General features: G+C 47.1%; 9 protein-coding genes. 6 read left to right on the top strand and 3 right to left on the bottom strand.

What is annotated here, in order from left to right; all coding sequences use genetic code 11:
• On the top strand, window positions 1-2,860 hold a 2,860-nt coding region (locus QT996_RS00590; RefSeq protein ID WP_333043909.1), incomplete at its 5' end, for an Ig-like domain-containing protein.
• A 313-nt stretch (window positions 2,861-3,173) separates the two neighbouring features.
• Here QT996_RS00590 and QT996_RS00585 read toward each other — a convergent pair.
• Window positions 3,174-4,790, bottom strand: coding sequence for a Ppx/GppA phosphatase family protein (locus QT996_RS00585; RefSeq protein WP_333043907.1), 1,617 nt, complete (start codon window positions 4,788-4,790; stop codon window positions 3,174-3,176).
• Window positions 4,791-5,002: 212 nt separating this feature from the next.
• Here QT996_RS00585 and QT996_RS00580 point away from each other — a divergent pair, with 212 nt between their 5' ends.
• The 3 genes from QT996_RS00580 to QT996_RS00570 all read left to right on the top strand — a co-directional run bounded on the left by QT996_RS00580 (window position 5,003) and on the right by QT996_RS00570 (window position 7,384).
• Window positions 5,003-5,887 (top strand): 4-hydroxybenzoate solanesyltransferase, encoded by an 885-nt coding sequence (locus QT996_RS00580; protein WP_333043906.1) that lies wholly within the window; start codon window positions 5,003-5,005, stop codon window positions 5,885-5,887.
• Window positions 5,888-6,356: 469 nt separating this feature from the next.
• On the top strand, window positions 6,357-6,854 hold the full coding sequence (locus QT996_RS00575) for a TIGR00725 family protein (protein WP_333043905.1): 498 nt from the start codon (window positions 6,357-6,359) through the stop codon (window positions 6,852-6,854).
• Between the two features lie 8 nt (window positions 6,855-6,862).
• A complete protein-coding gene (locus QT996_RS00570; RefSeq protein WP_333043904.1) occupies window positions 6,863-7,384 on the top strand; it encodes a hypothetical protein in 522 nt (173 codons plus the stop codon).
• Between the two features lie 702 nt (window positions 7,385-8,086).
• On the opposite strand, the gene QT996_RS00565 is transcribed toward QT996_RS00570, so the two are convergent.
• Window positions 8,087-8,779: a response regulator transcription factor gene (locus tag QT996_RS00565; RefSeq protein WP_333043902.1), complete on the bottom strand. Its 693-nt coding sequence runs from the start codon at window positions 8,777-8,779 to the stop codon at window positions 8,087-8,089.
• Window positions 8,776-9,873, bottom strand: coding sequence for a HAMP domain-containing sensor histidine kinase (locus tag QT996_RS00560; RefSeq protein ID WP_333043900.1), 1,098 nt, complete (start codon window positions 9,871-9,873; stop codon window positions 8,776-8,778). The genes QT996_RS00565 and QT996_RS00560 overlap by 4 nt, the downstream gene beginning before the upstream one ends.
• Before the next feature lie 612 nt (window positions 9,874-10,485).
• Here QT996_RS00560 and kdpA point away from each other — a divergent pair.
• Window positions 10,486-12,246, top strand: coding sequence for a potassium-transporting ATPase subunit KdpA (gene kdpA, locus QT996_RS00555; protein WP_333043898.1), 1,761 nt, complete (start codon window positions 10,486-10,488; stop codon window positions 12,244-12,246).
• Between the two features lie 79 nt (window positions 12,247-12,325).
• Window positions 12,326-14,428, top strand: coding sequence for a potassium-transporting ATPase subunit KdpB (gene kdpB, locus QT996_RS00550; RefSeq protein WP_333043896.1), 2,103 nt, complete (start codon window positions 12,326-12,328; stop codon window positions 14,426-14,428).
• Window positions 14,429-14,455 lie beyond the last annotated feature (27 nt).

Raw genomic sequence — 14,455 nt, 5'->3', positions numbered from 1 at the left:
TGATACCTTCACCTACAGCGTTAGCGACGGGGCTGCGACAGTCCCCGCCACGGTGAATATCAACGTTACTAACAGTCCGCCAACAGCCAATCCCGACCTCTACAACGTCTTGCACGATCGAGTGCTCGCCGGACTTCCAGGAGTTTTATTCAATGACTTCGACTTGGACAAAGACCCTTTAGACACGTTGAGTGCTGCTCTCGTCACAGGGCCGACCAAAGGTAAACTCGTACTCAATCCCAAAGGGGATTTCACCTACACTCCCAACCCAGGCTTTGTAGGCCTTGATACCTTCACCTACAGCGTTAGCGACGGGGCTGCGACAGTCCCCGCCACGGTGAATATCAACGTTACTAACAGTCTGCCACAGCCACAAGCTGATACCTACAGCATCAGTGCGGGAACAGTCCTCAGCGAAATAGTGCCGGGAGTTTTAGGCAACGACTCCGACGCAGATTGGGACACGCTGACTGCTGCGGTGGCGGCAAACGCGACGAAAGGGTCGATCGCCCTCAACAAAGATGGTTCTTTCACTTATACTCCTAACGCTGGCTTTTCTGGAACAGACACATTTACCTACACAGTCAGCGACGGAATAGTTAGCTCGGAACCGGCTACCGTGACTGTCAGCGTCAACAATAACCCGCCTGTGGCGAATTCTGACAGCTATACTACTGCTTTTAATACGGGTCTCAACGTGACTGGTTTGGGAGTGTTAATCAACGATAAAGACCCGGAAAATGACCCGCTGACAGCGATTCTGGTGACAAATCCGGCTACAGGGTCGATCATACTCAACGCCGATGGTTCCTTCAGTTACACTCCCAATACTGGCTTTGCAGGGACAGACTCTTTTACCTACAAGGCTAATGACGGGAAAGCTGATTCTGCGATCGTCACGGCAAGCATTCTTGTAAATACCCCTCCAACTCCAACTCCAACTCCAACTCCAACTCCAACTCCGACTCCAACTCCAACCGGAACTCCAACTCCAACCGGAACTCCGACTCCCACCGGAACTCCGACTCCCACCGGAACTCCGACTCCCACCGGAACTCCGACTCCCACGGAAACTCCGACTCCCACGGAAACTCCAACTCCAACCGGAACTCCGACTCCCACGGAAACTCCGACTCCAACCGGAACTCCGACTCCAACTCCCACCGGAACTCCAACTCCCACCGGAACTCCAACTCCCACCGGAACTCCGACTCCCACGGGAACTCCAACTCCCACGGGAACTCCAACTCCCACCGGAACTCCAACTCCCACCGGAACTCCAACTCCCACGGGAACTCCAACTCCCACGGGAACTCCAACTCCCACCGGAACTCCAACTCCCACGGGAACTCCAACTCCAACCGGAACTCCGACTCCGACTCCCACGGGAACTCCAACTCCAACCGGAACTCCAACTCCAACCGGAACTCCAACTCCCACCGGAACTCCAACTCCCACCGGAACTCCAACTCCCACGGGAACTCCAACTCCCACCGGAACTCCAACTCCCACCGGAACTCCAACTCCCACCGGAACTCCGACTCCCACCGGAACTCCGACTCCCACCGGAACTCCAACTCCCACCGGAACTCCGACTCCCACGGGAACTCCGACTCCGACTCCCACGGGGACTCCGACTCCCACCGGGACTCCGACTCCCACGGGGACTCCGACTCCCACCGGGACTCCGACTCCAACTCCCACGGGAACTCCGACTCCGACTCCCACGGGAACTCCGACTCCCACCGGAACTTTTGTTGACTCTGACAGCGTTCGAGGGGGCGATGCCGATTGCATTTGCGAACAGATTACCCTACCCGCGATCAGTTCGATTCCCGGCCCGAATTCAGTCGATCGCACTTTCAATGGCACTGACGGCGACGACTTCCTCACTGGCAGCAATCTCAACGACGTTATCAGCGGTTTCAACGGCGACGACATTCTGCTGGGCGAAAAAGGCAACGACAATATTTACGGGGGACTGCCCAGCAATATCCCCCTTGGCCCGAATGCAGACAGAGACTTGCTGTTTGGTGGCAGTGGTAATGATTACCTCAACGGCGACGCCGGCGACGATCTCATTTTCGCGGGTAAGGGCGATGATGTGGCGATCGGCGGCAAAGACGATGACTTGATTTGGGGTGACAAAGGCAATGACACTCTGGTTGGGGATCAGGGTAACGACTGCTTGTTTGGAGGCAGTTTTGACCCGTTTAGCCCTGACTCGAATGGACGCGATTTGCTGTTTGGCGCTGCTGGCAACGACTTCTTGAATGGGGGAGATGCTGCGGATACTCTAAGCGGCGGCGAGGGCAATGATACGGTTTATGGCGGCAAGGGCAATGACGTTGTGGTGGGGGGTACTGGCAATGATCGGCTGTGGGGCGATCGCGGCAGTGATAGCATTTGTGGCGACGACGGCGACGATACTATTTTAGGAGACAGTGCGATCAACTTTAACGGCGAGCCTGATTCCCTGTGCGGTGGTGCTGGCAATGATTTGATGTTTGGCAACGGCGGTAGTGACAAGCTATGCGGCGAGGAGGGTAATGATACTCTCTACGGCGGCAAAGGTGACGATTGTCTGATTGGGGGTTTGGGCAATGATATTCTCAGCGGCGGAATGGGGCGCGATCGCTTTGTTTTAACGCCAGGTGAAAGCAGCGATCAAATTACTGATTTCACAAAAGGTGAAGATTTGCTGGTGTTAGCAGGGGGTCTAACTTTTGCTCAACTTAGTATTACCCAAAATGCTAATGCAGCTTTCATCAGGATTGGTCAGAACGGTCAATTGTTGGCTGCTTTAAAGGGAGTGCAAGCTAGTGCGATCGATCTGAATGATTTTACCATCTTCGGGTAAGCATTACATCATTAGCCCTGTCTAGCGTGAATGCCGAGCCTGGTATATAAGTCGATCAAACGCTTGCAATCTTTTAGTTTTTATGTGTGGCCTGCCCTCAAGCAGCGTATTGGGGCGCTCGACCTACTTTACCTGATCCTAGTGGCAGGCGATCGGCAATAAACCTAGTTTACTGCCGATCGCCTGTTAAAAGAAAAAGATTTAAGCATCGCAGCCTGCGAGATTTTAAAGGTTTGAGGGTATTCTTCACCACCTTGACTATCTCGGATACTACGCACCCTAAAGTTTCTTGTTTCCAGGCTCTGCGTCCTATTTAAACTGGAACCAGAGTCGGTTCCAAAGTTGCCACTAATTTGAGATTATACTCATCTTCAAAAGACGGCTTTTTATAATCTAAACTCCAGAGTTCAAGAGCGCAATCGTCTTCGGGATTGAGCGGTTGCAGCCGCAAGTGAAACTCTCGAACTTCCGGGCGGTGTTCGCACTTAAAATCCGAAATTGCGCCAATCTGCCGCCTGTCCAAAGCCACAGCCAACCGCAGAAAAGGATGCAACTTACTCACTAATTCTCGGTAATTTTTAGGAAGAACGATAAAATTTTCGTGCTTCTTTTTCGGAGGATTCTTCCGGTGATAGCGAGCTAAATTAGCAATAACTTCAATCTCTGTTTCAGAGTATCCCAATAACTCACCATTACGAATTAAATAGTAAGAATGCTTGTGGTGCGCCGAATGACTGACGTACAAACCGCAGTTGTGCAAAATCGCGGCCGCCCACAGCAACTCGCGTTCTTCGGCTCCCCAATTGTGCAGAATTCCTTGAGTTTGGTCAAAGAAATTGAGCGCAAAGGCTGCGGTTCTTTCACTTTGTTCTAAATTGACTTGATATTTGTCCGCCATGTGCAGAATGCTGCGCTGGCGAATTGAACTTTGATAGCGCAAGCGGTTTTCAATTAAACCGTGGGCTAGCATCCAGTCAACAATTACGCCTTCTCTCAGAGAGCGATCGCAAACAGTAAGCGATTCCATTCCTAATAGTATCATAGCTTCCTGCAAAATCAAAGCGCCTGCCAGAATAATTTCCGCCCGCTTGTCCGACATTCCTGGAATTGCCAACCTTTCCGAGTAAGAAAGTTTGCGAAAGCGATTGACTAAATCGCGCAAATCTTTTAAACCTAACTGATATCCAGCCAGCGGACTCGGAACAGTTCCGAACTTTTCGCGAGCGTTAATAGCAGCCAGAGTTTCGATGGTTCCAGCAGTGCCAATCAAGCGCAAAGGTTCGCCATCATGGAATTGAGATCGCAATTCCTCGATCGGTCTTTCCAGCGAAATCCGAATATAAGCTTGCAAATAAGCAAACTCCTCCCTAGTAATCGGGTCACTTTTGACAAATTGTCCTGTTAAGCGAACAGCACCAATTTTTGTACTGGTGAGACAGCGAGGCTCAGAACTGTCTCCTAAAATCAACTCCGTAGAACCGCCTCCAATATCAATAATCACCTGAGACTGATTGTTAAACTCCATACCGGAAAGAACGCCCAGATAAATTCTCCGCGCTTCTTCTTGACCGGAAATTAAACTAACATTCAGGTCTAATTCTTCAGCAACTTGTTTGAGAAAATCCCGCCCGTTAGGGGCTTCTCGAACTGCACTCGTAGCAACAGCGATAATTTGTTCAGCATTGAAAGTTTTAGCAATATCTTGAAAACGGCGCAGAGTGGCAAGAGCCCTTTCCATAACCTCTGACTTTAAGCACCCTGTCTTAGCCTCGCAATCGCCTAACCGAACCGTATCTTTTTCTCTAGCAATAATCGTAAACGCGGGTAATTTCGGATCGATGCGCGCCACCACCATGTGAAACGAGTTAGTACCCATATCAATAGCAGCAATAATGCGATTTGACTCCGCAGAAGCAAGTGAATTAACCATTGGAGTGTATCGGGGTTGACAGATATTTATGATTATTTCACGAATCCAGTTAGGCATTCTATTAAATTAGCAAAAATCGGGAAATGCTGACAGGCCAAGACTTTCACCTGTTTGCAATTCTGGCAGAAGTGCGATCGGCATCCGAGATAGTAAGTGATTGTGCCTAAAATTTGATAAAATTTAGAGTTAAAAATCTCAAATCTACAATCGAAATGCTTACAGAGTCCGATCGCCAACCCGAATCCACATTGCTAACCGTCGTGAGGCTTTTGAGATGGGACAAACCAGCAGGAAGGCTCATTTTAATGATTCCAGCCCTCTGGGCCGTCTTTTTAGCAGCAGACGGGAGGCCGCCAACAGCATTGGTGGGTGTGATTGTATTGGGTACCTTAGCCACAAGTGCGGCTGGATGTGTCATCAACGACTTGTGGGATCGCGATATCGATCCCGAAGTAGAAAGAACGCGATCGCGCCCCCTAGCATCCCGGGCCCTCACCGTGCAAACTGGAATAGGAGTCGCATTAATTTCCTTTGCTTGCGCCGCGATTCTCGCTTTTTATCTCAATCCTTTAAGCTTCTGGCTGTGCGTGGCCGCCGTACCAGTAATTATCTGCTATCCGCTGGCAAAAAGATTCTTTCCAGTGCCGCAATTAGTGTTATCAATTGCCTGGGGTTTTGCAGTTTTAATTAGTTGGAGCGCAGCAGTTGACGAATTAGAATTAGCGACTTGGCTGCTGTGGGGAGCAGTCGTGTTTTGGACGATGGGGTTTGATACAGTTTATGCGATGAGCGATCGGGAAGATGATTTGCGTTTAGGGGTGAATTCCAGCGCGATATTTTTCGGGAATAATGCCGCTAATGCTGTAGGTTTTTTCTTTGTTGGTACGGTCGGTTTATTGGCGACAATGGGAATTAATCTGCACTTGCACATTGGTTTTTGGATGGCAATTAGTGCGGCGGCGATTTTGTGGTTTTTGCAGTACAGTCAACTCCGAAAAGCCGATATTCCTAAGCCGATTTATGGTCAAATCTTTCGCCAAAATGTTTGGGTGGGGTTTGTCATATTGGCGGGGATGATTGTTGGGGAGATTTTTTAATTTATTGTAGGGCTTTTCCCGCAGGAAACGGGTGTGAAACTCAAATGATTGAAGTTTGACAGAAGAGGTTCACATCGATTTTAGCCTGAAAGCCTGTGTCTCTCTGCTTTGTATCGAAGTCTCCAACGGCTGCACGATCCTGAAAAAGGGGGATGTGCGATCGCTTATTCCCCCTTTCTCAGCAGTATTATACATAAATGTGCTTAGTTAAATATACTTAGTTATCAATCCAATTAAATTAAAATTTTTACATAAATTAATGAGGCGCAGACTTCTAAAAAATGATATATTTTATTGTTACACAAAATTCGACTCAATTATACTAAATGTTGGTGGATAAAAATAAATAAAAAACGATTGTGACAGGTGAGGCTGCGGCATCTGGCTAAGAAAGAGTGAGTGCCCTTTTTCGCCCAGATTCAGAAGGGTTCTCTATCTTTCAAGAATGCGATATATTCATCCCAAAACTATGAAAAAAATCATCATTGGCATCATGGGGCCGGGCGACAGTGCCACATCAACCGACTTAGAAAACGCCTATCAACTCGGACAACTCATCGCCGAAGCAGGATGGATATTGCTAACTGGCGGTAGAAATGTCGGCGTCATGGATGCCGCCAACAAAGGAGCAAAATCAGCTAACGGTTTAACAGTGGGCATACTTCCGGGGAATGACACTCGCGGCATTTCTGAAGCTGTAGATATTGCCATTGTCACCGATATGGGAAACGCCAGAAATAACATTAACATTCTTTCTTCAGATGTAATAATTGCCTGCGGAATGGGGACGGGTACAGCTTCGGAAATTGCCCTCGCCCTCAAAGCTAACAAACAAGTTATATTGTTAAATCACAGCGCCGAAAGTCAACTTTTTTTTAAAGGTTTAGCACAATTTAACATCTTTGTGGTAAACAATGCTGTAGAGGCTATGAATCAAGCTCGCGAAATCCTAGTAAATTCAAGATGAAACCCAAGATGAGAGTAAGCAAATTCAACTTTTGTGCGATCGGCATTTTCCTGACTTTGGGGATTTTCGTCACTACCAAAGCAGACGGAGGAATTGCACAGTTCACTTTCAGCAAGAAATCCACTCCAAAATTAGCACAAACCCTTCCACCTGCTCCCCCTTCCGCACAGCCTGTTACTGAACAAGAAGCGCCACTTATTCGCAGCGAATCCGTGCCGGATCAAATAGCTTTAGCAACCCATTTGCAGACCATCAAAGCTAGAATGTACGGGGCTTACTGGTGTCCTCACTGTCACACCCAACAAGAACTTTTCGGCAAAGAAGCATTTACCGCCATTACTTACATTGAGTGCGATCCCAGAGGCAAAAATGCTCAACCAGATTTGTGCAAAGCTGCTAATATTAAAGCTTATCCCACTTGGGAAATTCGGGGTAAATATTACACGGGACGGCAATCTTTGGAAAAACTGGCTATTTTATCCGGTTATAAAGGCAGCAGTAATTTTATGCCACCACTTCCCTCTCCTTAAAAATATATTAATTAGTTCGCACTCGCGCACTAAGAAACCAAGTTTTGGAACTGATATTGAGGGTTTTCAGCCATTATAGGACTAAGGCCAACTGTCACGACTAGGGGTTAAATTTTAGGCGGAACTTCCCCTGCAAATATATTTACATAGGCTCGAAATCCTTTCAGCACAAAGGTTTCAATTGTTGAGTGAATAATTTTGTACCCATGTAGATGATTGATATCTGTTTGTGCTCGGCAATTATATTGCATCTACAACAATTGAGCGTGATCGCCTGCGTCAGCTATTACTTATTAATGGGTACAAATTTTTAGCTCAACAGTTGAATTCTTTGTTAAGTGAGAGTTTGAGGACTATTAGTACATTTGTATGGGGGAAGTCCAGTTTAATCAATTGAAGAGCTAGAGTATTTATTGCAGATCCTCTTAAAGGAATGACAATTAATAATTAAATGGGGGCGACAATTTAAAAACCAGGGTAATACTTGTATCACCGTTTAAATGTGCAAAAGCTTAAGTTCTACATATGCTCAAAAAGATAAATCTGATGATGGCCTAAGTGAAGGAAAAATTAGGTATATAAAAATTACAATAGTTCATTATTTTTGTTTTAATTAATCTTTTGCCTGGAATTACCAAATTGACAAAACTCATATTTTTTAGGTAGAGAGCGAACTTTTGAATCATTATAAACGGCCCCCACTTAAGATTGACTGCCTAACAGTTCTTCTGCTACCAATCCTTTCTGAATGGCGAGTACAGCAGCTTGAGTGCGATCGCGCACTTCTAACTTTTGCAAAATCGCGTGTACGTGAACTCGCACTGTACCAGGAGCAATGTACAATATTTGAGCAATTTCCTGATTGCTTTTGCCCCCCGCAACTAAAGCTAAGATTTCCTGTTCCCGCTTCGTCAGGGGATTGTCTAAAACTTCGGATTTTGAGCCACCTTTGACAGGTTCAGGATTAGCAAAAACCGCCCGAATTTCCGCAGTTGCCGCCTGATCCCACCACGAAGCACCCGCCGCTACCGATCGAATTGCCAAAACCAAGGTTTCCGCCGCAATTCCCTTGAGGCAATATCCCTGAGCCCCCGCTGAAATTAACCTTTCAATTAACGATTTTTGGGCGTGAGATGTTAAAATTAAAACCGGAATTGCTGGATGCCGCTGTTTAATTTGGTGGCAAGCTTCTATGCCACCAATTCCCGGCAAACCGACATCGAGAACTACCACATCCGGCAAGTGTTCCTGAGTCAATTCAACCGCCGTTTCCCCATCTTCCGCCTCGGCAATTATTTGCAAGCAATTTTCTTGCTGCAATCGGGTTTGCAGTCCCAACCGAAATAGTTCGTCGTCTTCAACTAGAAGAATTCGCAATGGATAGGCTGGTTTCATTTCTCTGGGATGGCAGGTAGTCTAAATCCAAATAAAGCGCCTAAAGGCAATTTATTTTCTGCCCAAATTATACCGCCGTGGGCGTCAATAATTTGGCGAGATAAGTATAATCCCAACCCCGATCCTTTGGCTTGCCGATCGCTGTGTCCTTGATAAAAACGCTCGAACAACTGGGGCAATTCATCTGCTGTAATTCCCAACCCGCTATCGATAACTTTCACCACCTGATAACTCGAATAAGATTCCATAACAATTTCTACTTTGCCGCCGCGAGGAGAATGATTGATTCCGTTTGTTAACAAATTAACAAAAACGCGCTGGAGTTGCACCGCATCGCCGTTTACCCACAAAGAGCGGCGGAAATCGGACTCTCCGTAACTCATATTAATGTAAACCCGGCGCGCCGCTGATAAATGGATGAGTGTTGCAATTACTTCTTCTGCCAAAGCTACTAAATTTACGGGAGCAAGTTGCAGTTTTAAACCTTCGGCATCGTTGCGGTAAACATCCAGCAGCGTTTCTACTAATTGTAGAGACATTTTGTGCGATCGCGCCATTGTTTCGAGAACTTTTTGCTGACTGGCGGTGACATTCCCAAATTTTGCCTGCTGGAAAGCTTTAATTGTTTCGATCGCCCCCAGCATCGGCGTTTTTAAGTCGTGACTCAAAGTAGAGACAAAATCTTCTCGGATGCTAGCTAGCTGCTGCTGCGACTGCAATTGAGCTTTTGTTTGCGCGATCGCCTCTTCGTACTGCTGGTTGCGATCGCTCAAATATCCCGTCACCCCTAAAGCCAGGACTGCGATCGATCTATTTGCGACAGTGGCTAGGGCGATCGCTTCTCCAGGAGGAACAAACAAATTTAACAGCGTCAAAGCTGCCGATAGCAGCGTAATTTGCAACTTACCCAACCGACTCAATCGCGAATTTGCCAGTAAAATCGGCCCCGTGTACAAATACCCAAACAGATACTCCGACGGCGTAGTAAATTCTAGCGCTGCCACGATCGCAAATAAAGTAGCCAGCGACCACCTTCCCCGCACGTACTTCTCTTGAATTGCCAGGTTTTTTATTGTCAATAAGCTTTTCAACATCCTCAATTAATCCATTTTAAATTTTATATTTACACTCCACTCTCTGCCTTCTACCTTTCTTAAAACTCTCTTGTCTATTGTGGCGCAAAAAAATAGCATTTAGATAGCATCTATATCTGCAAATATAGATTCTGAACACTATCTAAACATTTGTATATTAGTAAATATATAGGACAAAGTAACATAACTTGTAAACATCAATTTATACCTCTCGACTGATTATCAAAAATAATAGCCTTAAGTATAGTAATTAGTAAGAGTCAACCGCATTTTGTGGCTAGTAGAATTCATATATGAGCTTTGCAGAACCACAACTTATCCAAGTTGCCATCCAATTTAACAGCACTTATTGCGGCATGGAATTAAGTGATATACAATTGCCCAGTAGCTGCCAGTGCTTGGGTTAGCAAGAAAAGGGCAAGTAATTCTAGCTAGCGAAAACCCGGTGATATACTACGGAGATTGTATCTTAGCAATAGCATTTAATTCGGCGATCGCTCCCGAACTATATGTTACCTTGAAAAAAACTCACCCGGTTTTGTGGACTTCTTTTAGAAGCCCTTTCCCCAGTAGTGAAGCGTATTTATCCAACCAGGAATTTTTGGCTCAATTATGCTGCAAGGATTAATTCAAATCGCATTAACGCTAATCATTTTAGTAGCGATATCGCCTTTGTTTGGTAAATACATGGCGCGGGTGTATATGGGAGAAAAAACCATCCTCGACCCCGCCATCAAACCTGTAGAACAACTTATCTATAAAGCCAGCAATATCCGTGTTGTTGATTCGATGACAGGTTGGCAGTATGCCCGATCGTTACTCTACAGCAATGTAGCAATGGGCATATTTGTTTTCCTAATTTTAATGCTTCAAGGAGTGCTGCCTTTAAATCCCACCAGTTTAAGCACACCAACCTGGGACACTGCGCTGCACACAACTATTTCATTCCTCACAAATACCGACCAACAGCATTACTCAGGCGAGACAACATTTACTTATCTATCCCAGTTAACTCTGGGATTTGTAATGTTTACCTCAGCCGCCACGGGTTTAGCAGTAGGCATTGCCTTTATTCGGGGATTGACTGGCCGCCCGCTGGGCAACTTTTACATCGATTTAATTCAATCAATCACCAGGATTCTGCTGCCCCTTTCTTTAATAATTGCCTTCCTTTTGCTAATTTCAGGAGTGCCGGAAACCCTAGCAGGTCTGGCAATTGCCCGCACCTTAGAAGGCGGCACGCAAGTAATTGCTCGCGGCCCAGTAGCTCACTTTGAAAGCATCAAACAACTAGGAGAAAATGGCGGCGGATTTTTTGCCATTAACTCGGCTCACCCTTTTGAAAATCCCAACCCTTTTACTAATCTGTTGGAAACACTAGCAATGGTTTCCATTCCAGCAGCTATGATTCACACCTACGGCAGATTTGCCAACAACAAAAAGCAGGGCTGGCTGATTTTTTGGATGGTGTTTGGCATCTACGTTATTTTGATTAGCATTGCAGCATTTGGCGAGTACGGTGGCAACCCTCAAATCAATAATTTACTGGGTGGGCAGCAGCCAAATTTAGAAGGCAAAGAAGTTAGATTTGGCTGGGCAGAAACTGCACTTTGGGCAGTGACTACGACTGGCACAATGTGCGGTGCTGTCAACGGGATGCACGATTCTTTAATGCCTCCCGGTGGTTTTGCTACTCTATTTAATTTGTTTCTGCAAATCGTTTGGGGCGGACAAGGAACGGGAACGGCTTACTTGTTTATTTACTCTATTTTGAGCGTTTTTCTCACCGGATTGATGGTGGGGAGAACGCCGGAATTTTTGGGACGCAAAATTGAAAAACGGGAAATTGTTTTAGCCAGCGTTGTTTTATTAATTCACCCGATCGCAGTTTTAATCCCCGGTGCCATTTCTCTCGCCTTTGCCGACAGTTTGAGCGGCATCAGCAACCCGGGATTTCACGGCATTTCTCAGGTGATGTACGAATACGCTTCGGCGGCGGCTAACAACGGTTCTGGTTTTGAAGGATTGGCAGACTCTCAACCCGCGCCGACAGGAATTTGGTGGAATTTAAGCACCTGTTTTAGTATGCTGTTGGGGCGCTACATTCCCATTATTGCCCTGCTGCTTTTAGCTGACAGCATGACGAACAAACAACTGGTTCCTGAAACAACGGGTACTCTCAGAACAGATTCAGTTTTGTTCACCAGCGTAACCGCAGGAGTAATCATCATTCTGGGCGCACTGACATTTTTCCCAGTTCTAGCTTTAGGGCCAATTGCCGAAGGATATGAAATTAGTAGCGGCAAGTTTGAACCTGCATCGATAACTGCACCCACAACACCTTTAGCAACACCAACTCCTCCACCTCGGTAGCAAAAATTTGTCAACCTCACTCTTTTCTTTCTCTGTGTTCTCTGTGTTCTCTGTGGTTAATTAAAAATCCCCAATCGATATGACCTCTTCCCCTACTCCAGATTCCCCAAAAAAACCTGCTAGAGGCTCTCGCGAGTCTCGCAAGCACACGCCGAAAGCAAATACTAAAGGTCTTTATCAAAGAGCTTTTAAAGAAGCTTTTGTGAAGTTAAACCCGCGGGTGATGCTGAAAAATCCGGTGATGTTTGTGGTGTGGGTTGGCACAATTGTGACTGCATTATTAACGATCGACCCTACGCTGTTCGGCCCGGTTCCCGGCGAAAATCAGAGCGTTTTCAACGGTTTAGTCACGTTTATTTTGTTCTTCACTTTGGTATTTGCTAATTTTGCCGAAGCGGTAGCAGAAGGACGCGGCAAAGCGCAAGCAGATGCGCTGCGATCGACCAAAGCCGACACAACAGCCCGCAAACTCCTACCAGACGGTTCAATTCAAGAAGTTAGTTCGACATCCCTGAGACGCGGCGACCAAATTAAAGTGATCGCAGGCGATGTCATTCCTTCCGACGGCGAAGTGATTGCAGGCGTTGCATCTGTAGACGAATCTGCGATCACCGGCGAATCCGCGCCAGTGCTCAAGGAACCGGGTTCGGACATCGCCAGTTCCGTTACCGGCGGGACGCGCATCCTCTCTGACGAATTGACGCTGCGGGTGATGGCCGACCCGGGTAAGGGGTTTTTGGACAGGATGATCGCGCTGGTAGAGGGCGCAGAACGATCGAAGACGCCGAACGAGATCGCGCTGACGGTGCTGCTGGCAGTGCTGACGCTGGTGTTTTTGATTGTGGTGTCAACGATTCCGCCCGTGGGAAATTACGTTAAAACCCCTGTGGGCGTGGTAACGCTGATTTCGCTGCTGGTGGCGCTGATCCCAACAACCATTGGAGGTTTGCTGAGCGCGATCGGGATTGCGGGAATGGATCGCGTCGCTCAGTTTAACGTGATAGCAACCTCTGGACGCGCCGTGGAGGCTTGCGGCGACGTGAATACGCTGATTTTGGACAAAACGGGGACGATCACGCTGGGGAACCGCTTGGCGGAGGAGTTTATTCCGGTCAACGGTCATTCACTGCAAGAAGTGGCGCAGGTAGCACTCACTGCGAGCGTGTTTGACGATACTCCAGAGGGAAAGTCGATCGTCCGTTTGGCTCAGAATTTGGGCGCACAGGTGGATTTCGATCGCCAAAACGCTCAAGGAGCCGAAGGAATTGATTTTTCGGCAAAAACCCGGATGTCTGGCACAGATTTGGCCAATGGTACGGAGGTTCGCAAGGGTGCGGTGGATGCGGTAAAGGGTTTTGTGCGATCGCGCGGCGGCAATTTCGGCCCCGATCTCGATGAAGCTTACGAGCGGGTTTCGCGCTTGGGAGGCACACCTTTAGGCGTTTGTCAAGGCGACGACACCTACGGCATTATCTATTTAAAAGATGTCATCAAACCGGGGATTCGCGATCGATTTGACCAACTGCGAAAAATGGGAATTCGCACCATCATGCTTACCGGAGATAACAGAATTACTGCCTCAGTAATTGCCGATGAAGCAGGCGTTGACGACTTCATTGCCGAAGCAACTCCCGAGGACAAAATCGACGTAATTCGGAAGCAACAAGCAGAAGGCAAATTAGTAGCAATGACCGGAGACGGAACCAACGACGCACCCGCACTAGCGCAAGCAAACGTAGGACTCGCGATGAATTCGGGAACCCAAGCAGCGAAAGAAGCTGCAAACATGGTGGACTTAGATTCCGACCCCACCAAACTAATTGATTTAGTTACAATTGGCAAACAATTGCTGATTACTCGCGGCGCGCTGACTACGTTTTCCCTAGCCAACGACATTGCCAAATATTTTGCAATTATTCCCGCAATATTTGCCCCCGTTGGCGCTTTAAACATCATGGGTTTAGCCAGCGGTCAGTCGGCGGTTTTGTCGGCATTAGTTTACAATGCTTTGATTATTCCCGCTTTGATTCCGCTAGCATTAACCGGGGTTAAATTTCGACCATTGAGTGCCAATCAACTGTTGCAGCGGAACATTTTAATCTACGGATTTGGCGGGGCAGTTGCGCCGTTTGTTGCCATCAAAATTATTGATGTTTTGATTACTGCCGTTGGGTTAGCATAGAGGTTCGGCAGCGAATCTTGTAACCGT

It is taken from the genome of Microcoleus sp. S13C4, from assembly GCF_036700865.1.
In the GTDB taxonomy this organism is placed as follows: Bacteria; Cyanobacteriota; Cyanobacteriia; order Cyanobacteriales; family Microcoleaceae; genus Microcoleus.
This window is presented reverse-complemented; position numbering and strand designations above follow the sequence as displayed.

What these genes read in the sequence shown, in the direction of transcription:
- QT996_RS00585 (WP_333043907.1), bottom strand. Translation starts at nt 4,790, where the DNA reads ATGGTTAATTCACTTGCTTCTGCGGAGTCAAATCGCATTATTGCTGCT.
- QT996_RS00580 (WP_333043906.1), top strand. Translation starts at nt 5,003, where the DNA reads ATGCTTACAGAGTCCGATCGCCAACCCGAATCCACATTGCTAACCGTC.
- QT996_RS00575 (WP_333043905.1), top strand. Translation starts at nt 6,357, where the DNA reads ATGAAAAAAATCATCATTGGCATCATGGGGCCGGGCGACAGTGCCACA.
- QT996_RS00570 (WP_333043904.1), top strand. Translation starts at nt 6,863, where the DNA reads ATGAGAGTAAGCAAATTCAACTTTTGTGCGATCGGCATTTTCCTGACT.
- QT996_RS00565 (WP_333043902.1), bottom strand. Translation starts at nt 8,779, where the DNA reads ATGAAACCAGCCTATCCATTGCGAATTCTTCTAGTTGAAGACGACGAA.
- QT996_RS00560 (WP_333043900.1), bottom strand. Translation starts at nt 9,873, where the DNA reads ATGTTGAAAAGCTTATTGACAATAAAAAACCTGGCAATTCAAGAGAAG.
- kdpA (WP_333043898.1), top strand. Translation starts at nt 10,486, where the DNA reads ATGCTGCAAGGATTAATTCAAATCGCATTAACGCTAATCATTTTAGTA.
- kdpB (WP_333043896.1), top strand. Translation starts at nt 12,326, where the DNA reads ATGACCTCTTCCCCTACTCCAGATTCCCCAAAAAAACCTGCTAGAGGC.